At 45.1% G+C, this 19972-nt stretch carries 19 protein-coding genes and 1 pseudogene; 1 reads left to right on the top strand and 19 read right to left on the bottom strand.

Annotation, left to right across the window (positions count from 1 at the left end; translation table 11 throughout):
* Positions 1-15: 15 nt before the first annotated feature.
* From HGJ98_RS17565 to HGJ98_RS22450, 18 genes and pseudogenes are all read right to left on the bottom strand, one after another.
* Complete coding sequence (locus tag HGJ98_RS17565) at positions 16-798, bottom strand: S-methyl-5'-thioinosine phosphorylase (protein ID WP_291353133.1); 783 nt, start codon at positions 796-798, stop codon at positions 16-18.
* Positions 798-1733 carry a signal recognition particle-docking protein FtsY gene (ftsY, locus tag HGJ98_RS17560; RefSeq protein WP_367142745.1) on the bottom strand — a complete coding sequence of 312 codons (936 nt, stop codon included), beginning with the start codon at positions 1731-1733 and terminating at the stop codon, positions 798-800. The genes HGJ98_RS17565 and ftsY overlap by 1 nt, the downstream gene beginning before the upstream one ends.
* Positions 1734-2187: 454 nt before the next feature.
* Entirely contained in the window at positions 2188-5781 is a 3594-nt protein-coding gene (smc, locus tag HGJ98_RS17555; protein WP_291352985.1) for a chromosome segregation protein SMC, read from the bottom strand.
* Positions 5774-6559, bottom strand: coding sequence for a ribonuclease III (gene rnc / locus HGJ98_RS17550; protein WP_291352984.1), 786 nt, complete (start codon positions 6557-6559; stop codon positions 5774-5776). Before rnc ends, smc begins: the two co-directional genes overlap by 8 nt.
* A gap of 3 nt (positions 6560-6562) precedes the next feature.
* Positions 6563-7819 (bottom strand): beta-ketoacyl-ACP synthase II, encoded by a 1257-nt coding sequence (gene fabF, locus HGJ98_RS17545; RefSeq protein ID WP_291353132.1) that lies wholly within the window; start codon positions 7817-7819, stop codon positions 6563-6565.
* Positions 7816-8769, bottom strand: coding sequence for a nitronate monooxygenase (locus tag HGJ98_RS17540; protein WP_291352983.1), 954 nt, complete (start codon positions 8767-8769; stop codon positions 7816-7818). Before HGJ98_RS17540 ends, fabF begins: the two co-directional genes overlap by 4 nt.
* A gap of 179 nt (positions 8770-8948) precedes the next feature.
* Positions 8949-9176, bottom strand: coding sequence for an acyl carrier protein (gene acpP / locus HGJ98_RS17535; protein WP_291352982.1), 228 nt, complete (start codon positions 9174-9176; stop codon positions 8949-8951).
* Positions 9177-9224: 48 nt separating this feature from the next.
* Positions 9225-9968, bottom strand: a complete 744-nt coding sequence (gene fabG, locus HGJ98_RS17530; RefSeq protein WP_291352981.1) for a 3-oxoacyl-[acyl-carrier-protein] reductase — start codon at positions 9966-9968, stop codon at positions 9225-9227.
* Position 9969: 1 nt separating this feature from the next.
* Positions 9970-10908, bottom strand: coding sequence for an ACP S-malonyltransferase (gene fabD / locus HGJ98_RS17525; RefSeq protein ID WP_291352980.1), 939 nt, complete (start codon positions 10906-10908; stop codon positions 9970-9972).
* Positions 10909-10910: 2 nt separating this feature from the next.
* Positions 10911-11867: an enoyl-[acyl-carrier-protein] reductase FabK gene (fabK, locus tag HGJ98_RS17520; protein WP_291352979.1), complete on the bottom strand. Its 957-nt coding sequence runs from the start codon at positions 11865-11867 to the stop codon at positions 10911-10913.
* Positions 11860-12864, bottom strand: coding sequence for a beta-ketoacyl-ACP synthase III (locus tag HGJ98_RS17515; RefSeq protein WP_291352978.1), 1005 nt, complete (start codon positions 12862-12864; stop codon positions 11860-11862). The genes fabK and HGJ98_RS17515 overlap by 8 nt, the downstream gene beginning before the upstream one ends.
* 34 nt (positions 12865-12898) lie before the next feature.
* Positions 12899-13882 carry a phosphate acyltransferase PlsX gene (gene plsX / locus HGJ98_RS17510; protein WP_291352977.1) on the bottom strand — a complete coding sequence of 328 codons (984 nt, stop codon included), beginning with the start codon at positions 13880-13882 and terminating at the stop codon, positions 12899-12901.
* On the bottom strand, positions 13883-14470 hold the full coding sequence (fapR, locus tag HGJ98_RS17505; RefSeq protein WP_291352976.1) for a transcription factor FapR: 588 nt from the start codon (positions 14468-14470) through the stop codon (positions 13883-13885). It abuts the gene before it with no gap.
* Between the two features lie 496 nt (positions 14471-14966).
* Entirely contained in the window at positions 14967-15146 is a 180-nt protein-coding gene (gene rpmF, locus HGJ98_RS17500; RefSeq protein ID WP_007786364.1) for a 50S ribosomal protein L32, read from the bottom strand.
* Between the two features lie 32 nt (positions 15147-15178).
* The gene (locus HGJ98_RS17495; RefSeq protein WP_291352975.1) at positions 15179-15688 is read right to left on the bottom strand and encodes a DUF177 domain-containing protein; all 510 of its coding nucleotides are present in this window, start codon (positions 15686-15688) and stop codon (positions 15179-15181) included.
* 113 nt (positions 15689-15801) lie between these two features.
* Positions 15802-16995 carry an acetate/propionate family kinase gene (locus HGJ98_RS17490; RefSeq protein WP_291352974.1) on the bottom strand — a complete coding sequence of 398 codons (1194 nt, stop codon included), beginning with the start codon at positions 16993-16995 and terminating at the stop codon, positions 15802-15804.
* 239 nt (positions 16996-17234) lie between these two features.
* On the bottom strand, positions 17235-17975 hold the full coding sequence (locus tag HGJ98_RS17485) for a patatin-like phospholipase family protein (RefSeq protein WP_367142744.1): 741 nt from the start codon (positions 17973-17975) through the stop codon (positions 17235-17237).
* Positions 17956-18003 (bottom strand): annotated as a pseudogene (locus HGJ98_RS22450) (hypothetical protein); the annotation flags it as partial. The pseudogene HGJ98_RS22450 and the gene HGJ98_RS17485, both read right to left, overlap by 20 nt.
* A gap of 67 nt (positions 18004-18070) precedes the next feature.
* Between HGJ98_RS22450 and ylbJ the strand changes: the two are divergent.
* A complete protein-coding gene (ylbJ, locus tag HGJ98_RS17480) occupies positions 18071-19222 on the top strand; it encodes a sporulation integral membrane protein YlbJ (protein ID WP_291352972.1) in 1152 nt (383 codons plus the stop codon).
* Positions 19223-19468: 246 nt separating this feature from the next.
* Here the strand turns inward: ylbJ and HGJ98_RS17475 are convergent, their stop codons facing one another.
* The gene (locus tag HGJ98_RS17475) at positions 19469-19963 is read right to left on the bottom strand and encodes an ATPase (RefSeq protein ID WP_291352971.1); all 495 of its coding nucleotides are present in this window, start codon (positions 19961-19963) and stop codon (positions 19469-19471) included.
* Positions 19964-19972 lie beyond the last annotated feature (9 nt).

Below are 19972 nucleotides of genomic sequence, written 5' to 3'. Positions count from 1 at the left end.
CGTCCCACCACCTCTCTAAAATTTACCGACTTCGGCATTTGCCGATGCACATAGGCATTTCTGACCGGGAGTCAATAACTCAAAGGTTGCTTGAACGAGTCGTGCAACGTTTAGCTCTAATTCCTTAATACTTCTCATTACTTCTGCATGGTTTAACGGATGGTCAGCGATCCCCGCTGCTTCATTTGTAACCATGCTAATGGAGGCGTAACACATTCCTAGTTCCCGAGCCAAAACGACTTCAGGAACACTTGTCATTCCTACAAGCTCAGCCCCAAGGTATTGAAACATCCTAATCTCTGCAGGGGTTTCAAAACGAGGGCCTTCTGTACAAACATAACATGCCCCGTTCTTAACCACAAGTCCCAGATTCTCTGAGGCGTCAATAATATCTTGTCGTAAAGTGGCACAATAGGGCTCCGTCATATCTACATGAAGTACCCCCTGCTGCCCTCCTTCAAAGAAAGTTTGTGGACGACTCTTAGTAAAATCGAGAAACTGATCTAGCAACACCAAGTCACCTAATCGGTGTTGCGGAGATAAGGATCCTACAGCCGCAGTAGCAACGACCTTTCGCACCCCTAGTTCCCGCAAGGCCCAACTATTACCTCTATAATTCACAAGATGGGGAGGGGTTGCATGGTCTTGTCCATGCCGACTCATAAAAACCAAATCCTGCTTCCCAAGTTTGCCTATAACAGGCCGGACTGTGCCATAGGGAGTTTCCACTGAGATAACGCGCTGTTCAGTCAACGCAAAATGTTCAAGCCCAGTGCCTCCTATTAGTGCATAATTTATCAGAATCTCTCCTCCTCATCAACTTGTCCAAAAAGTGCCGCCGCAAAATCTTTAGGAACAAATGGACGTAGATCTTCCATTCCTTCACCTATTCCAATCCATTTTACCGGAATACGGGTTTCCCCTTGAATACCTAACACAACCCCCCCTTTTGCTGTCCCATCCAACTTCGTTAAGACAATTCCTGTAACACCTGCCACTTCCTGAAAAAGCTTCGCTTGCTGCAAAGCATTTTGTCCTGTCGTAGCATCTAGTACCAGTAACACCTCATGAGGTGCCCCGGGGATTTCTCGTTCCATAACCCGTTTAACCTTGCGCAATTCTTCCATCAGGTTCACCTTATTATGAAGGCGACCAGCAGTATCCACAATAACAACATCCACATTTCGAGACTTCGCAGCTTGTACCGCATCATAAGCAACCGCCGCTGGATCAGCACCTTCACGCTGCTTAATCACCTCTACTCCAGATCGCTCTCCCCAAACTTCCAGTTGGTCTATAGCAGCCGCACGAAACGTGTCCCCGGCAGCCATCATAACTCTTTTGCCATCTTTCTTTAACCAGTTGGCAAGCTTACCAATCGTCGTCGTTTTTCCAACACCATTGACCCCAACAACGAGAATAACACTGGGACCTTTTTCTGCAAATGTGAGGCTTGATTCTTCCCCTAACAACTCAGCAATCAATTCCTGAAGAACCTCTGTAAGCTCCTTAGGATCTGATAGTTTGCGCTGCCTAACCTCTTTACGCAAGCGTTCAACCAATTCAAAGGACGTGTTAACCCCAACATCTGAGCGAATTAAAACCTCTTCCAATTCTTCGTATAACTCTTCATCAATTTTCTTACGCCCTGTAAAAACTTCTTCTACTTTATCAACAAAGTTTTGCCTGGTTTTGGTAAGACCTTCTTTAAGCTTTGCAAAAAAGCCCATGATTAAATCCTCCTGTAATCCAAGTTCGTGGTTAGGTATGTAACACTTCACCAGTAAACCGTACCTGTATCTAATATTCTCACTATCAGCAGCCTAATACAAGCACTGCCTTTAAATAGTTATTATACTCTGTCAAAGCCACCAACTCCAAATAAATGCCAGCACCTAAGACCAAAGCCAGAAGGAGCACATGAAATGTGCCTTCTCACTAGCAATGTCCCCCTCGTCCTTTGACCCAGGACGCAGTGTCACACGAGCGCGACGTCTTTACGTAAGCAGCTAAGCAAACTTCCGTTCAAGCGACCCCAAACACGGGGCAGTGTACAGGGATGTACACTGCCGCCAGTGAGCCAGGGACGGCTCATCTGGCGGGAACCCCGCGCCCCAAAGCTAAGAGCTTGAACGGTTAGTTTGCTCTGCGTCGTAAGCACCGAGCGCTGGGTGACACAAGTCCGGCTTACGCCACCGGCGTCTCCTGCCGCCCATCCAGCTTAACGGAAAGCAACTTAGAAACCCCAGATTCCTCCATAGTTATTCCATATAAGACATCTGCTGATTCCATAGTGCCTTTTCGGTGAGACACTACAACAAACTGGGTAGAATCTGATAAGCGGTGTATATATTTAGCAAATCGCTGAACGTTGGCGTCGTCCAATGAGGCTTCAATCTCATCTAATATACAAAACGGACTTGGTTTAACTCTCAAGAGAGCAAACAGGATGGCGATAGCCGTTAGAGCCCGCTCTCCTCCAGATAACAGGGATAAGAGCTGAGGTCGTTTACCCGGTGGCTGAGCAATAATCTCCACACCGGTTTCCAGTAAACGTTCTGGGTCTACTAATTGAAGTTCGGCATGTCCACCATCAAAAAGTTCTTTGAATACCTCTTGAAATGCCTTATTTACAGCAGTAAAGCTTTCAATAAATCGTTCACTCATGGTCTTATCAAGTTCGGAAATTAACTGGCGTAATGTCTGGTTCGCTTCAACCAAATCATTTTGCTGTGCCAGCATGAATTCTCTCCGTTTAAGGATTTTAGGGTATTCTTCAATAGCAGCCTGGTTAATAGGACCTAATGCCTCTATTTGTCCCTTGATATCCTGAACCTTTTTCCACAGAACGGTCTTTTCTTCTTCGGTTTGATAAAGTAGTCCCTCTTCCCAAGTTAGGGAAAATTCCTCAGATAAACGGGTTACTCCCGCTTGGCACTCTGTTTCCCAGCGAACAACCCGTATTTCGTGAGCGTGCAGACGCTGTTCAAGTGAATGGGCGCCCTGGCGCAAAGTATTTATCTCCCGCTCCAACTCAAAGACACGGCTGGATAACTCCTCACGGGCCTGTCTGGATTTCATAAGTGCATACTGTTGTGCCTCTTGAATTTGTGACTGATTTACAAGTTGCTGTCTAAGGGACTCTAGTTCCTCTTCGACGTTCTGACGAGATTGTGCAATACTATCCTTTTTCTGCTTCTTCTCTGCCAGGGTTAACTCGTTCTCTTGAATCCCTTGGCGCTCTTGGAGAAGTTGTTCACGGCATTGAGTTAATTCTTGCTCCCACTTTGCAAGTTGAACTTTCTCCTGAGTCAGTTTTTCGACATAAGTTTCAATCTCTTCCGCCACTACTTTGGCTTCCGACTCTCTCGAATTAAACTTTTCCCGTAAATAAACTGAGGTTTTTTCCGAGATTTCCATCTGTTCAGTTAAACTAGCTAAACTAATAAGTAGGTCATTCTTCTGGGCTGTCGTTTCTTCATACCGAAGACCTAACCCTAATAAATCCCCTGCTAATCGTCGGATCTGGCTTAACACATTCTCGTGTTCTGACTTAAGCTTGACCTGAAGTTCTTTCTCACTCTGGAGTTTACGGCCCAAGGCCTCGATACTTTCCTGTAGTTCCTTTTGTCGTTGATCTTGCTCTAAGCATTCTTGTTCCTTTATTGTTAAGTCCTTTTCCAATTGCATCAGGGAAACACGAAGGGCTTCTATTTCGCGGGATCTTGCGAGTAGATTGCCACCTTTACGCTGAATACTCCCTCCACTAAGAGAGCCTCCCGGAAACACTTGGTCACCCTCAAGGGTTACAATACGCAGCTTATAACCAGATGCTCGAGCGATCCTTGTCGCTGCCTCCATATCAGTAACAACAACAATACGCCCGAGCAGAAATTCCATTGCGGGCCGATATAATTTTTCATACGTGACTAGGTCTACTCCAAGCCCTATATATCCGGGATCCCTCTCCACTGCTTGACTCACGGACATCCTATGCCCTTGTATCACATCGAGAGGAAGGAAAGTAACCCGTCCTAATTGATGCGCTTTTAAATAGGCAATGGCTTGTTTAGCCGCTTGTTCGTTCTCTGCAACGACATTTTGCATCCCTGCTCCTAAAGCGGTTTCCAAGGCCAATTCGTATTTTTCATCGACTGTGATCAGATCAACAACTGTCCCACAAAGGCCCTGGCAAGGGTTGATGCCTTTTTTCTTGGCCAGCATTACCTCGCGAACTCCACGTTGATACCCTTCTAAGGAATCTTCTAAGGATTGCAGGGCATGAAGTCGTGCTCTGGCTTGATCTGTTCGATTCTTATGTTTTTGGAGTTCCAGGCCCTTTTCATGACGTAAACCTTTCAACTTGTTTAAGTCAGTCTTCAGCACTAGCTCATCTCTCTCTGCGACTTGAGCTTGCTTTACCAGCCGAATTAGTTCTTCTTCTTTGGTTTTACCAGTCTCAAGTAAGGATTGACGTTCTAGCTCTTTGTTTTCTTGTTCCTGCTCTATGTGAAGGATTTGCTGGTTAAGGGAAGAAAGGGTATGACGAGTACCGGTCAATTCATTAGAACAATTGGCTTGCTCTGTCAGAGCTTGAAAAAGGTCTGCTTTTATGAGATCGATATCCTTCGCTAAGGTATTCTCCCTTACCTCAGATAATCTCTGTTCTAGCTCACTAACTTTTCGCAGGGATTCTTCCACCGTATGTTTTAAAACTGATTGTTTGGCGACTAAAGTTTTAATCCGTTGCTGTAAATAGTCCAATTTTTCTTGATCCAAAAGAATTTCTTGGGTCAACCTTGCCGATTGTTCGTCAAAATAATTAAATCGCTCTTGGCGAAGGGTTTGTTCATGTTTTAAGGAGTTGAGGGCCTGTTCTGCAAGAAAGGCTTCTTCTTGCTTCTGCTGTATCTCATCCTCTAACCCCTGCAATTCATTTTTCAGGGTTAGATTCAGAGATTCTTTGGTCCCTAAGGATGCTTGAGCCTCCACTGCATCTGCTTTCAGGATATCAAAATCCTGCGCAGCTTTGGAGAGCTTTTGTTTAACTTCAGAAATGTCAAGCACAACTGCCTGTATTTCCAGTCGTTTTTGCTCACTCTCAAGGGCAAGGCTTTGTTCGGCCACTTGGGCTTGGGCAGCCAGAGGAGTCAGTTGTCCTTCAATTTCTTGAACAATATCGTCAATGCGTTGAAGGTTTAGCGTTGTTGCATCCAGACGCTTCAAGGCTTCACGTTTTCTGGAACGGTACTTTGTAATTCCAGCCGCCTCTTCAATGAGCGATCGACGTTCTTCTGATTTCAGGTTTAAGATTTCCTCAACCCGCCCCTGCCCAATGATCGAAAATCCTTCTTTGCCAGCTCCTGTATCCATAAATAGTTCCTGAATATCCTTAAGCCGACAAGCTGCTTTATTAATTAGATATTGTCCTTCTCCGTCACGATAGACCCGTCTAGTAATCGTGACTTCGCGAAAGTCCAAAGGGAATATTCCCGTAGTATTATCAAAAATTAAGGAGACTTCAGCCATTCCAACCGGGCGGCGTTGTGTGCTTCCTGAAAAAATAATGTCCTCCATTTTTGAACCTCGGAGGCTCTTAGCGCTTTGTTCTCCTAAAACCCAGCGAACTGCATCAGCGATATTACTTTTCCCGCTCCCATTTGGTCCGACAATAACGCTTAACCCTTGACCTAACTCTAATTTAACAGAATCAGCGAACGACTTAAATCCCTGAATATGAATTCCCTTCAAGAAAACCGGGAAATTCTCAGGTTTAGCCATCGTTCTCCCTCCCCCAATGATCTAAAACTTGTTTGGCAGCATGTTGCTCAGCTTCTTTTTTGGTTCGTCCAGTTCCTTTTCCCATGAGATCACCTTCGACAAAAACTCCAGCTGTAAAGCATTTGTTATGATCTGGTCCTTCTTCTAGTAGGATCTGATAGCTTACTTCCTTTTCTTCCCGTTGTGCTTTTTCCTGTAAAACAGTTTTGTAATCTCCATAATTCCCCTTAGCCACCTCATCGATGGCTGGTTTAAGCAACTCTAAAATAACCCTGCGGGCTTCCTGGAACCCATATTGCAAATAAATTGCTCCGATAACCGCTTCCCAAGCATCCGCCAATATAGAGGGACGTTCCCGTCCCCCAGATACAAGTTCTCCCTTGCCTAATAACAATTCTTGACCTAAGTCTATCTCTTGAGCCTTGCGAGCCAAGGTTGTTTCGTTAACAACAGCCGCTCGCATCTTTGTCAGCTCACCTTCTGGGCGTTCAGGATAACTCAGATACAGAAATTCAGCTATGACAAAATCCAAGATTGCATCTCCTAAAAACTCCAGCCGTTGGTTATTTTCTTTGCCGAACTGCGGATTCTCAAAAACATAAGAGGGATGGGTTAAGGCCGTAGTGAAGAGCCGATTTGGCGGAATTCCTAATTCCAGGCGCTTAGCTAGCTTAACGCCCGGTTCAAGTTTTGGGGAAGTCAGGGCGTATTTCTTTCGCCCTGGCTTCCCCCCTGTTTTCTTGGAGTTCTCAGTTACTTTGGTTCTTTTTTCAACCATAGTTTAGATCTCCTCATCTTTAGGCAATTTCTTCAACACGATGGTGGCATTATGCCCCCCAAAACCTAAGGAATTAGACATCGCAACTTGAACGTCTTGTTTTCGTGCACTATTGGGTACATAGTCTAGATCACATTCTTCATCTGGTTCTCCATAGTTCGTCGTAGGCGGGATGACTCCCCGCTCAATGGCCAGCGCGCAAATAACCGCCTCAATAGCCCCGGCAGCCCCCATTAAGTGTCCCGTCATGGATTTAGTTGAACTAATTGCCAACTTTGGTGCATGATCACTAAATAGGTGTTTGACTGCAACTGTTTCCGTCACATCGTTGGGCCCCGTACCTGTTCCATGAGCATTAATATAATGAACCTCTTCCGGACTTACCCCTGCATCCTTTAAGGCAAGACTCATGGCTCGAATCGCTCCGGCACCGCCAGGAACAGGCGTCGTAATATGATAAGCATCTGAGGTACTTCCATACCCGGCCAATTCTGCGTAGATGTGTGCACCACGAGCCTTGGCATGTTCCAAGGATTCAAGAACCAGTACCCCTGCACCTTCCCCCATAACAAAACCGCTCCGACGTTTATCAAAGGGTCGGCAGGCCTGCTCAAAAAGTTCCTTTTCAGTCGACATTGCCTTCATTGCGCAGAAACCGGCAAAGGCCAACTTAGTAATTGGGGCCTCGGTTCCGCCACAGAGAACAACGTCAGCCTCTCCGCGTTGGATTAATCTCAGCGCTTCTCCAATTGCATTGGTTGCCGAAGCACAGGCTGTAACAACTGTGATACTAGAACCCTGTAGGCCGAACTCAATGGATATATGCCCTGCCGCCATATTGCTAATCAGCATTGGAACAAAAAACGGGCTAATTCGACTGCTTCCTTTACTCATCAGGACTTCTTTTTGATCCTCAAAGGATGTCACACCACCAATTCCACAACCTATGACCGTCCCAATTCGTTCCTTATCTTCACTCTCTAAATCCAGTTTCGCATCTTGCACCGCCATCTTTGCTGCTGCTATTGCAAATTGGGCAAAGCGATCCATGTGGCGGCTTTCCTTTTTACTAACCCAATCCGTCGGTTCGAAGTCTTTAACCTCTGCAGCAACCTTTGTCGGCAAATCTGAAGTATCAAACCGTGTCAACAGTCCTATTCCAGACTTTCCTTCATTTAAATTATTCCAAAATTTATCTAAGCTATTTCCTAAGGGAGTGATTACACCCATCCCGGTTATAACTGCTCGATGCACACCTATTCCTCCTTAACACTGAGTATTCCTTTTTTGATATCCTCAAAGATCTCATGCACAGACAAAATCTCTTTAATTTTATGAACTTTAGCCCCTGAAAAGATAAGCCCCTCTTGAACATCCCCTTCTTGAGCCATAATTAAGCGGTCCATAATACAAAAGTTTCCTTCACAGCTTTTAAGACAACCCTTGCAATCCGTCGGAGTAACGTCCTTGTTTTCATCCAGTGCCAAGGTAAAGGGGTTCCGAATCCCTCGCCCCGGCAACCCAACGGGACTATGAACAAACACAATATCTTTCTCTGTAGCCTTTAACATTTCCTCTTTCCAAGCAGGAGCCGCACTGCTCTCTTCACTGAGGGCAAATCGAGTTCCCATTTGTACTCCGGATACACCTTTCTTCAACATCTCCGCTGCACCTTGTCCATCGATAACTCCACCTGCTCCTATGACAGGGATAGTGACAGCAGCGATGACTTCCGGAAGAATATCATGGATAGAACGATCCGTCCCCAAATGTCCGCCAGCCTCTACTCCTTCTACGATCACGGCAGCAGCACCTAGCTTTTGGGATAATTTTGCAAGTTTCGCAGAGGATACAATGGGTACGACGGGAATGCCCTTTTCCTTACCCCAAGTAAACATATCCCTAGAAAACCCTGCACCAGAAACCAAAAGATCAATCTTTTCTTCAAAAGCAGCGTGAACCAATTGGGCAAATTCACGGACGGCAAACATAATATTCACCCCGATAATCCCTTTGGTACGTCGTCGGGCTTCGCGGATTTCAGCTCTTAGCTCCTCTACCGACAGACCACTGCCGGCAATTATTCCAATCCCCCCCTCTTCAGCCACTGCCGCAGCAAGAGGAGCCATAGATATCCTTACGGCCATTCCTCCTTGAATAATAGGAATCTTAGCCACTAAATTACCAATACGTAGGTCGGGTATTTTCACAATCTTTCCTCCTGTTCGAGTTCTACCCCTTGTAAAATCCTTATAGTCTCAAGCTTCGAGCATCTATTTAAACTCCCCCTGACTCGATATTCGATATTCGTGGTTCGAAGTACGAATTCAAAGGAGAACTAAAAACTCTTAAAAGAAAGTCCCGCATTGAATACGGGACCTTTTTGAGGTTATTTGTTTTCCGTGATGTAGTTTACTGCATCTCCAACCGTTCTGATTTTTTCGGCTTCTTCATCCGGAATATCCAAGTCGAATGCCTCTTCTAGAGCCATGATCAATTCTACGATATCCAAAGAATCTGCATTTAGCTCTTCAAAGGAGGTTTCCGGGGTAATAGTTCCTTCATCTACCCCAAGTTGCTCGACGACGATGGCTTTCACTTTTTCGAAAACTCCCATGCTGCTTCTTCACCTCCTCTCATTAGAAACACAACATTTTGATCAGCATTACATTTCCATACCCCCATCAACACTTAAGGTTTGTCCTGTAATATAGGATGCCTCAGGGGACACAAGGAACCGTACAACTTTAGCAATGTCATCAGGGTTTCCTATACGACCGAGGGGAATTGCTCGCAAAATATCATTTTGCGTCCCTTCTGATAATGTCCCCGTCATATCGGTAGAAATATACCCCGGTGCAACCGCATTAACTCGAATTCCACGAGAGGCAAATTCCTTGGCTATAGATTTCGTAAAACCAATGATTCCCGCTTTGGCTGCGGCATAATTAGCTTGTCCTGCATTTCCGGAAAGACCTACTACGGAAGAAATATTAACAATTACACCTGAACGTTGTTTAAGCATGCCTTTACTTACCGCCTTGGTGCAGAGAAAAACTCCTTTGAGATTGGTTGCCATGACAGCATCCCAATCATCTTCCTTCATGCGAAGGAGCAGGGTGTCACGAGTAATCCCGGCATTATTGACAAGAATGTCAATCCTGCCAAACTGCTCGAGTGTTGTTCGTACCAAGCGATCGACATCCGTCTGTTGACTAACATCAGCCTGAACGACCACGCCTTCCCCCCCAGCTCCGCGGATTAGTTCTAGAGTTTCCTCAGCTTTATCCGAACGGCCCGCATAATTGACGACTACTTTCACACCCGCAGCGGCTAATTCCAAGGCTATGGCACGCCCAATCCCTCGCCCACTCCCTGTTACAATGGCCACGCTATCTTTCAGCATCATTTTAACGACTCTCCTTCAAATATGCAAGTGACTTTTCTAAGGACGCCTTATCTTCTACCCGGAGGAGGTTAGCTTCTGGGGAGATTTTTTTAATTAGACCTGTTAAGACTTTCCCCGGGCCGCATTCAATAAACGTATCCACACCCAGCTCTAGAAGATGCCGGACAGATTGTTCCCATAGAACAGCGCCACTGACCTGCTCAACCAAGGCTTGAACCGTTTGTTCAGAGGAAATAACCTCTCTTCCGTTTACGTTGGCAATGACAGGGCAACGTGGTGATTGCCACGAGACTCCCTCTAGGACTTGGCGCAATTCTTCTCCCATTTTCTCCATCAGGCGGGAGTGAAAGGGTCCGCTTACCGTAAGAGGAATGGCACGCTTTGCTCCCAATTTCTTGGCAGCCTCAATAGCACTGGCTACTGCATTTTTCTCTCCGGAAATAACCACTTGCCCTGGACAATTATAATTTGCCGGAGCTACTATACCTTGAACTGATGCTTGGCGACAGGCTTCCTCCACTTGATCCGTTGGAAGTCCTAGGATAGCAGCCATGCCTCCTTCACCATTGGGAACTGCTCCTTGCATAAGTTCTCCCCGGGATCTTACCACGCTTAAAGCCTCTGTGAAATCCAGACTACCCGCAGCTACATGGGCGGAATATTCCCCCAAACTGTGCCCAGCAACATAATCTGCTTCAATTCCCGCATCTCGAAGTTGCTGCCAAGCCACCACACTTACGAGCAATATAGCTGGTTGTGTATTTACAGTCTTTTGAAGTTCCTCTTCAGGACCTTCTTCGATCAACGAAATAAATTCATTTCCTAGTATCTCCCGGGCTGTCTCTCGTGTTCTTTCTCCACTAGGGATCAGAAAGAGCTCCTTCCCCATTCCCACATACTGGGATCCTTGACCTGGAAAAACAAAAGCGAGTTTACCCAAGTTTAAGCCCTCCTCTCTGCGAACCGTGCAGAGAGACGCTCATATTCCTGTTCTGCAGATTGCATAATAGCTTGAATAATTTGAGCTGCAGGTTCAATACACTTAACCGCTCCGGCCACTTGCCCTGCCATGATCGAACCGTTATCAACATCCCCCTCCACCATGGCTAAGCGCAATTTTCCAACCCCGATTTTCTCAAGTTCCTCAGCAGGCATCCCTTCCCGTTCATATTGATCCATTTCACGGGTAAAGCGATTATCTAAACAACGAACGGGATGACCCGTTGAACGTCCTGTTATAACCGTGGCACGATCTTTAGCTTTAAGAATTCTATCTTTAATTAGAGGAGAAATCGTACATTCTTCTGCACACATAAAGCGCGTTCCCATTTGTACTCCTTCAGCACCAAGAGCTAAGGCAGCCACCAGCCCCCGTCCATCTACGATCCCACCGGCAGCAATAACCGGGATGTTTACTGCATCAACCACTTGAGGAACCAAGGGCAACGTTCCAATTTCACCGATATGTCCACCCGACTCCGTTCCTTCAGCGATAAGCGCATCAACGCCCGCCTTTTCGAGACGTTTAGCAAGAGCAACAGAGGCCACCACTGGAATTATCTTCGTCCCAACGTCTTTAAGCATAGGAACGTATTTTCCGGGATTCCCTGCTCCCGTCGTGATCACTGGTACACGTTCTTCAAGGATAACCTGCATTACTTCATCCACAAACGGAGACATAAGCATGACGTTTACTCCGTAGGGTTTCTTGGTAATCGCTTTCACTTTGCGGATTTCTTGACGCAGCCAGTCTGCAGGAGCCTGTCCGGAGCCAATAATCCCTAAACCGCCGCTTTCAGAGACTGCCGCCACTAACTCGCCCGTTGAAACCCATGCCATCCCACCTTGAAAAATGGGGTATTCAATTCCAATCAGGTCACATATCCTTGTTTTAATCATCCATTTTTCCCACTTTCGTCCATTTCAAAACACAAGCTCCCCAAGTTAATCCTGTTCCAAATCCAACCATCACAATAATATCCCCCTCTTTTATACGTCCCGCTTTGAATGTCTCGTCTAAAGCGACAGGAATAGATGCAGCTGACATATTTCCATATTTATCTAGATTGACAATCACTTTATCTGGTGAGATACCAAGTCTCTTCACAGCTGCATCGACAATTCGAATATTAGCTTGGTGCGGAATCAGAAGATCCACATCCTCTTTTTTTAAGCCAGCGTTTTCCAGAACTTTTATGGAAACATCACCCATAACTCGGACGGCAAATTTATAAACTTCCTTACCTTCCATTTGAAGTGTGTGCATGTTTTTTTCCACGGTTTCTAAACTTGCCGGATACTTTGAACCTCCGGCAGGTTGACTCAGTAACGCCCCCCCAGAACCATCTGAACCAAGTTCGTGACCTAAGAACCCAAATCCCTCTTTCACCGGTTGCAGAACCGCTGCCCCGGCACCATCCCCAAAGAGGATACAGGTGGAGCGGTCTGTCCAGTCCAGCACCTTGCTTAAGGTTTCCCCGCCAATGACGAGAACTGTCTTATACATTCCTGTAGCAACAAACTGGCTGCCGGTCACCACCCCATAGATAAAACCTGTACATCCTGCTTCTAAGTCAAAGGCTGCAGCATTCCTAGCTCCTAAACGATCTGCTACCAGACATGCAGTGGCCGGAAAAGCGTAATCAGGTGTTATCGTAGCCACTATAATCAGATCGACCTCTTCAGGGGCTATCTGAGCATCTTCTAAGGCCTTTAACCCTGCTTGGTAACATAATTCCGAGACAGGCATGTCCTTCGGGACAATATGACGCTGCCTGATCCCCGTACGCGATATTATCCATTCATCATTGGTGTCCAAGAATTGTTCCATATCCTTATTTGTCATAATGTTTTCCGGAACATATGACCCTATCCCCACAATACCCACACTACGCATCAATCGCAGCCTCTTTTCCTTTAGTTAACATTTCTTACTTAGGCAGATCTTCACGAATTTGTTCAATTAATTGAACTTGCACACATTCTCGTGCTACTCGAATTGCATTAAAGATCGCCTTCGATTTTGAGCTTCCGTGACAAATAATGCTTATTCCATTAACTCCAAGCAAAGGAGCTCCGCCATATTCCGCATAGTCCATCATTTGAGCAATCTCTTTCAATCCTGGTTTGACAGCTAGGGCACCCAGCTTGCGAACAATGTTTGAAGTAATCTTCTCCTTAATTTGCTCAAACAATACTCCCGCCAGCCCTTCAGCGGTTTTTAGCAGGATATTTCCTGCAAACCCCTCACAAACGACCACATCTGCCCGTCCATAGGGAACATCCCGTCCCTCTACGTTTCCGATAAAATTAATCGGGGCTTCTTTGAGCAATGGATAAGCTTTCTGGGTTAGTTCATTACCTTTTCCCTCTTCACTTCCTACATTCAGCAGACCTACGCGGGGATTGGGAATCCCTAAGATTTTTGTGGCATAGATACTGCCCATTTGCGCATATTGGCAAAGATGTGCAGGTGTGGCATCCATATTTGCACCTACATCGAGAATGAGTTTTCCGCCTTCTGATGTTGGAAGAACTGTAACAATAGCCGGACGTTCAATTCCCTTAATCCGCCCTAAACCCAAAAGTGCTGCTGCCATTTGTGCTCCTGTACTTCCTGCGCTCACAATAGCATCTGCCTCGCCTTGCTTAACTAAGCGAGTCGCAACCACAATGGAGGAGTCTTTCTTCTTACGCACGGCGTTGGCAGGATGTTCGTCCATTGCTATAACCTCAGAGGCTTGAAAGAGGGATACATTTTTAGGCAACGGGCCTGATAGGAAGGTTTGAAGACGCTCCTTTTGCCCAACCAGTATGAGGTGACTATCGGGCCATGCCTCTGCGGCCATCATTGCCCCTTTGAGGACTTCCTCAGGAGCATAATCCCCACCCATTGCATCGACTGCAATTCTCATCTACTCCATCTCCTTTTCCCTTGCACCTGAAAAATCCTCAATTGCAAAAAGAATCCAATCTCCTCGAAGTACTTCTTCTGATCCAACGCTTACTGATATTTCAACCCAATACTTATTTTGTTTTCGTTTGAGAACAGTTCCTTTAGCGATAACAACCTCGCCCAATTGAACGGGCCGTTTGAATTTTAACTCAACACTTCCTGTCAAGGCCATTGGTGCATCTACTAAGGCAATGGCCAGAGAGTTTGCTTGAGCGAACAAGTAATGCCCTCGAGCCACTCTGGCTTTAGTTAAAACCATACTTTCTTCAATCGTCAACCTGGAACAAGCTCTCTCACCGATCACCAGTTCAATCAACTCACCTATTAATTCCTGATCATCTAAAGTTTTCAAAGTCGAGTACGCTTCTTGGGCAACTGCGCGGGTTCGTTCCCGTAGTTCAGGAATTCCCAATTCACCGCGATCTAAACGAATGGTTGAGACACTCACCTTAAACCGCTCGGAGAGCTCCTCATCTGTAAAAAATGGGTTCTCAGAAAGTGCTTCCTCTAATAGTTTACGGCGTTCTTCTTTACTATATCGAGCCATCTATATCACCATTTCTCACCTTGCATTTTTCTAAGCTCTAGTTTCTAGCGCGTCACACATACCATCTAATAATGAACCAATATGAGTGAGTTACAAAGCCCTGGTTCGAACTTCGTGCATCGTACTTCGAGCTTCGATTTATGACCTGGTCACAATTATAAACTATCTTAAGACGCTTATCAAGAAATAACCCTGTCGAAAGGGAAAGAAATGATAAAAGCACTAAAGCACCGTCTCCTGTCATGGGGACGACCTAAGGACCTAGATTCTTCGCTGCGCTCAGAATGGCCTTGATTCATAGTCCTGTCAGAAGAATTGAGTTGGTTGATTCGTGGTGCCGCAAAGCGACATGTAAGTCTAATATACTAAAAAAACCATAGGGACAAATTCTTTAATTGCCCTATGGAAAATTATACGGTTATACTTTCCGAAAGGCATAAAGGAGCGACAAAGGACTCTTCTTATGAAGAGTCCTTTGTCGCTCCTTAGTGCAAACCTATGATTCAATAGCAATAACTGCCTTAGAATTATAAAACCCACAACTAGGGCAAATATAATGCGGCATTTTTGGTTTATGGCATTGGGGGCATTCGATGTGGTTTGGTGCAGTTAGTTTCCACATAGCCCGACGTTTACGTACCCTTGATTTTGATTGTCGATGTTGCGGAACACCCATAATTACACCCCCTTTATGTTTTCTGAACTTAATCAGTCATTGGATTGCCACTTGGCCAGTGCTGCTAACCGGGGGTCAATTACTCCTTCCCCACAATTGCATGGGGTAAGATTTCTATTCGCACCACAGTTTGGGCATAGCCCTTGACACTCTACTGAGCAAATAAACTTCATCGGTAAAGCTAACACAATTTGTTCAAAAATTCGATCGGTAATATCGATGTCATCTTTGTCTAAAATGAGTGCAGTCTCCAGGAGATCCTCTGTTGCTAAGGTTCGAAAGGCCCATTCGTCTTCGTAGGGAAGTTCTATTGAGTATTCGAACGATTCCAAACAGCGTCCACACGTTGCTTTAAGCTTTGTGTGTATAGTTCCTTTGACTAACATTGCTCTACTGGTGTTATTTACTTGAAGTTGCACGTGTACCGGTGCTTGAAATGAGAGGGCCTCAATTCCCAAATCGAAAGCAGAAAAGTCTTCCACTAAATCATAATGGACACTTTCACCGCCACTAAGACGAACCTGGGCTACATTCACTTTCATATTTACCACCCCAATACACATTCATTATTATAGTTGGCACATTTTTCTTTGTCAAGGAAAACTCTTTACACATTTTGTAGCATTTACATCTAGGGGCAATTTAATGAATGCCCCTACAAGATTAAGTCATGGGTTTCTAGGGCAATCATCAGTTCTTCGTTCGTAGGAATGACTAGTACACGACAGCGAGCGTTTGGCTTGGAAACATCTACTTCTTCACTTCTAACCTTATTTTTCTCGCGATCCAGGTCAACTCCTATATAATCCAAGTTATTACAGATGGCTTCTCGCATTTCTGCAGAGTTTTCTCCAACTCCCGCGGTAAATATAATTCCATCCACTCCACCCAAAACAGCCGCATAAGAGCCAATAAACTGCCGAACGTCATGGTCAAAAATATCTAAAGCGAGTCTTGCCCGAGGATTTCCTTGTGCCGCAGCCACTTCAATATCTCTAAAATCACTGCTTATCCCCGAAACCCCTAAGGCACCACATTTCTTGTTCAGAAAATCATTCATTTGATCCACCGTAAGATTCTCTTTGTTCATGATATAGGTAACAATCGCTGGATCCAAAGCACCTGAGCGTGTTCCCATCATAAGCCCGTCCAAAGGAGTAAAGCCCATGGAGGTTTCAATGGATTTTCCTCCTCGAATAGCACATATCGAGGCGCCATTACCTAAGTGACAACTGATAAGTTTTAACTCACTAAGAGGTCTCTGAAGAAGAACTGCTGCCCGTTGACTGACATATTTGTGAGACGTCCCATGGAAACCATATTTCCGTATTCCATACGTTTTATAATACTCATAAGGCAAGCCGTAAATATAACTTTTAGGGTGCATGGTTTGGTGAAAGGCCGTGTCAAACACAGCCACTTGAGGAACTCCTGGCATCATTTTTTGACAAGCTACAATCCCTGCTATATTGGGGGGATTGTGAAGAGGTGCAAGCTCGACACATTCTTCGAGTGCTTCCATAACGGCATCATCAATAAGAACGGACTTCGAGAATTTTTCTCCTCCATGAACCACGCGATGTCCGATTCCACAGATCTCCTTCAAATTTTTAATGGCACCGTATTGTGGAGAAATCAAGGCCTCCAATACAAGTTTGATAGCTACAGTATGATCTGTAATTTCCGCCTTAATAATTTCTTTTTCGCCAGAGCTCGTGCGATGAGTAAGCACTGACCCATCGAGGCCAATTCGTTCTACTAAACCTTTTCCGACAGCATTCTTCGTGGCCATGTCAATTACTTGATATTTTAGCGAAGAGCTTCCACAATTGATAACAAGAATCTTCATTTTTTATATACCCCTTTGTCTCAAATCGCGAGGGGGGTAAACTCCCCCACCGAAGTCTCAATGTTTCAACTTTGTTGAACAAAGTTGGCTTTCCGATCTCAAAGTAACCTTTACAATAGTAATAAATATAGTCTTCCCTAAAAATGTATTTTTCACTTAATTTTTATTACTATTTCTTTCCACAAGGTTAATCTTTGCCATTAAAGAGTTTAGCATACAATCCAAGGTTTTTTAACCCCTTACGCCATTATTCTCTTAATCTCAGAACATTTAGTCAATGCAGCATGCCTGCCAAGCCGGATTCCTTCTTCTGCTAGGTCAAACTGGAAACTTCCAATATGTCCAATGTCCGGTTGTATGAGCAGATCTGCACCATGACAATGGGCACGAAACACTTCATCTTCGAGAATTTCGATGGATTGCAACAAAATATCCATTGCGCTGCTTAATTGATTCATTCGTCCTTTTTTGACATCGACTGCTATAACCTTCTCTGCTCCCATATCTCGAGCAATGTGTACTGGTAGACGATTCTTAACAGCACCGTCCACTAAGAGATGTCCTTGATAATAATATGGTTTGAAAAATCCGGGGATCGAAATACTTGCTCGAACGGCCTGGGCAACGCTCCCCTCTCGAAATACGACAAGCTCCCCTGTTTCGATATCTGTGGCCACAATTGCTAAGGGAATTTTGAGATCGGCAAAGGACATATCCTTTGTTAAAAGGCGGATCACTTCAAGAATCCTATCCCCTTTTATTAGCCCTCCCTTAGAAACCGCTGGGTCCAATATTTTCTTAGCAAACCCTGGATAGGTCAACAGTCGCTCTATACGATAAAGATCCATTCCCGCACACCACAAAGCACCGAATATAGCTCCTGCACTACATCCGACAACAAGGTCCATACTTATCTTTTCCTCGTCCAGCACTTGTAAAAACCCTAAGTGGGCAAATCCTCGCGCACCTCCCGCACCCAGTACAAGTCCTATTTTTGGATTCATCGATTTTCCCTCCCCATGACTTCTAGGGCCCGGCATTCCTCCATATAAATTATGAAGGAAGGTGTTTATTCATGTCCAACGTTGCCCGTGTCCTTACCTTAAGCTTATTGGCCCTTGGGATGTTCATTTACCCACAGGAAGTGCTAAGCTCTGCAGGAGGAGGCTTGACCCTATGGTGGCGCTTCGTCCTCCCTGCCTTACTCCCTTTTTTCATTCTTTCCGAACTCTTAATGGCCTCAGGATTTGTTCATTTTCTCGGTGTCCTTCTAGAATCCTTCATGCGTCCAGTTTTTCGTCTTCCTGGCAAAGCCGCTTTTGTTGTAGCCATGGGCTATACTTCGGGATTTCCTATGGGAGCGGTGCTAACTGCCCGGCTTCGCAATGACGGAGAAATAACCCGAGAGGAAGGGGAGCGTCTCTTAGCATTTACTAATAATCCCAGTCCTGGTTTTATGTTCGGAGCCGTTGCCTCTGGTATGCTGGGAAAACCAGCCCTTGGTATTTTATTAGCTGGCTCCGTCTATCTCGCTAACTTAATCGTTGGCTTTCTTTTCAGGTTTTACAGGGTTACACCCAACTCTCAACAAAGTTCTACATTTCCCTCGTTTAAACGCGCATGGCGAGAAATGAAAAACGCTCAGAACAGGGACACTCGCACCTTTGGTCAAGTTCTTGGGGATGCCATCAAGCAAAGCACAAATACCGTGCTGATGGTAGCCGGTTTTATGGCTTTTTTTTCAGTAATACTTCGGCTTTTAAATCTCTGGCATATTCCCTTACTATTAGCAACTATTGGGCATAGTATCATTCGAATCATTCAAATACCCGTTCTTCAAGCTTTATTTAACGGACTATTTGAAATGACCTTAGGATGTCAGGAAGCGATCCAAGCCCTTTCCTTACTTGATCAGCAAGTAGCCCTTCTTTCTCTACTTATGGGCTGGGGGGGATTGTCCGTCTTTGCTCAAGTCGCTGGATTAATCAGCGGCACAGACTTGCGCTTCTCCTCATTTTTGATTGCTAGGACACTTCACGCACTTATTGCCCTCGGGCTGAGTCAGCTCTTTCTATTCGTTGCAAAGGTTCCTGCCTCAACCATACCTGTCCAACTTCCGGACCCATCTGCTTATTTCTGGAACACTTGGCACTTAAGTTCTTATGTATTTATCGGATGTATGTTCCTTCTAGTCGTTCTCGCTTTGATACGATTTCGCCCTTCGTAATCTCTATTAAGAAAAACGCTACGCGTCTTTTTACTATACATGTCTTTGCTATGAAAGCAACTTAAGCACTGTGTCATCCTAAAGAGGTACGACTCAAGGATCTAGATCCTTCGCTAGCACTCAGGATGGCACTGTACTAAGTCATACTGAACCTAGTGAAGTATCTTGACCCAACATTATTTTTCCATCCCTCAATGATGTTGCTCATGCAGCATGAAAGTCTGATAAGTATAAAAAAGAGTGAGATTACTCACTCTCAACATTTTCGGATTTTCTGCTCCGATCTTCCTTGGCCAGTTCATTTAACTCCTCCCGATTTTTACGTAAGGCTTGAAGGGTCTCGTATAAGCTCTGTTCCACATGCTGAAGCATTTCGTCAGCGTATTGCACTGCACCATTCTTTACTTCCCAGGCAAACGTTTGTGCTTGTTTAACAATATCTTCTCCATAGTCTTGGGCTTGCTTAACCACTTCGTTTTCTAAAGCCATTTTATCAACATAGGTTTTCCCTTGATCAAGGAGCTTCTGTGCTTCTGCTTGTGCTTCATCTAAAATACGTTGACGTTCTTTTAAAACCCATTTAGCATTCGTAATCTCTTCAGGCAGGGCCGCTCGCACACGGTCAAGTAATTCAAAGATTACAGCGTCATCGACTAAAACTTTACCTGTCATCGGAATTTTCGTGCCATGATCGACGATCTCTTCCACTTCATTAAGTAAACCGTGAATATCACTTTCCATTTATATCCT

Source organism: Desulfosporosinus sp. (assembly GCF_014237355.1).
GTDB lineage: Bacteria > Bacillota > Desulfitobacteriia > Desulfitobacteriales > Desulfitobacteriaceae > Desulfosporosinus.
The sequence above is the reverse complement of the archived record's forward strand: the minus strand, read 5'-3'. Positions and strand labels throughout refer to the sequence as shown.

Excerpts from the sequence above, each read along its gene's own strand:
- HGJ98_RS17475 (WP_291352971.1), bottom strand. The coding sequence starts at position 19,963 with ATGGAAAGTGATATTCACGGTTTACTTAATGAAGTGGAAGAGATCGTC.
- acpP (WP_291352982.1), bottom strand. The coding sequence starts at position 9,176 with ATGGGAGTTTTCGAAAAAGTGAAAGCCATCGTCGTCGAGCAACTTGGG.
- smc (WP_291352985.1), bottom strand. The coding sequence starts at position 5,781 with ATGGCTAAACCTGAGAATTTCCCGGTTTTCTTGAAGGGAATTCATATT.
- HGJ98_RS17515 (WP_291352978.1), bottom strand. The coding sequence starts at position 12,864 with ATGCGTAGTGTGGGTATTGTGGGGATAGGGTCATATGTTCCGGAAAAC.
- rpmF (WP_007786364.1), bottom strand. The coding sequence starts at position 15,146 with ATGGGTGTTCCGCAACATCGACAATCAAAATCAAGGGTACGTAAACGT.
- plsX (WP_291352977.1), bottom strand. The coding sequence starts at position 13,882 with ATGAGAATTGCAGTCGATGCAATGGGTGGGGATTATGCTCCTGAGGAA.
- HGJ98_RS17490 (WP_291352974.1), bottom strand. The coding sequence starts at position 16,995 with ATGAAGATTCTTGTTATCAATTGTGGAAGCTCTTCGCTAAAATATCAA.
- rnc (WP_291352984.1), bottom strand. The coding sequence starts at position 6,559 with ATGGTTGAAAAAAGAACCAAAGTAACTGAGAACTCCAAGAAAACAGGG.
- ylbJ (WP_291352972.1), top strand. The coding sequence starts at position 18,071 with ATGTCCAACGTTGCCCGTGTCCTTACCTTAAGCTTATTGGCCCTTGGG.
- fabK (WP_291352979.1), bottom strand. The coding sequence starts at position 11,867 with ATGATTAAAACAAGGATATGTGACCTGATTGGAATTGAATACCCCATT.
- fabG (WP_291352981.1), bottom strand. The coding sequence starts at position 9,968 with ATGATGCTGAAAGATAGCGTGGCCATTGTAACAGGGAGTGGGCGAGGG.
- fapR (WP_291352976.1), bottom strand. The coding sequence starts at position 14,470 with ATGGCTCGATATAGTAAAGAAGAACGCCGTAAACTATTAGAGGAAGCA.
- HGJ98_RS17495 (WP_291352975.1), bottom strand. The coding sequence starts at position 15,688 with ATGAAAGTGAATGTAGCCCAGGTTCGTCTTAGTGGCGGTGAAAGTGTC.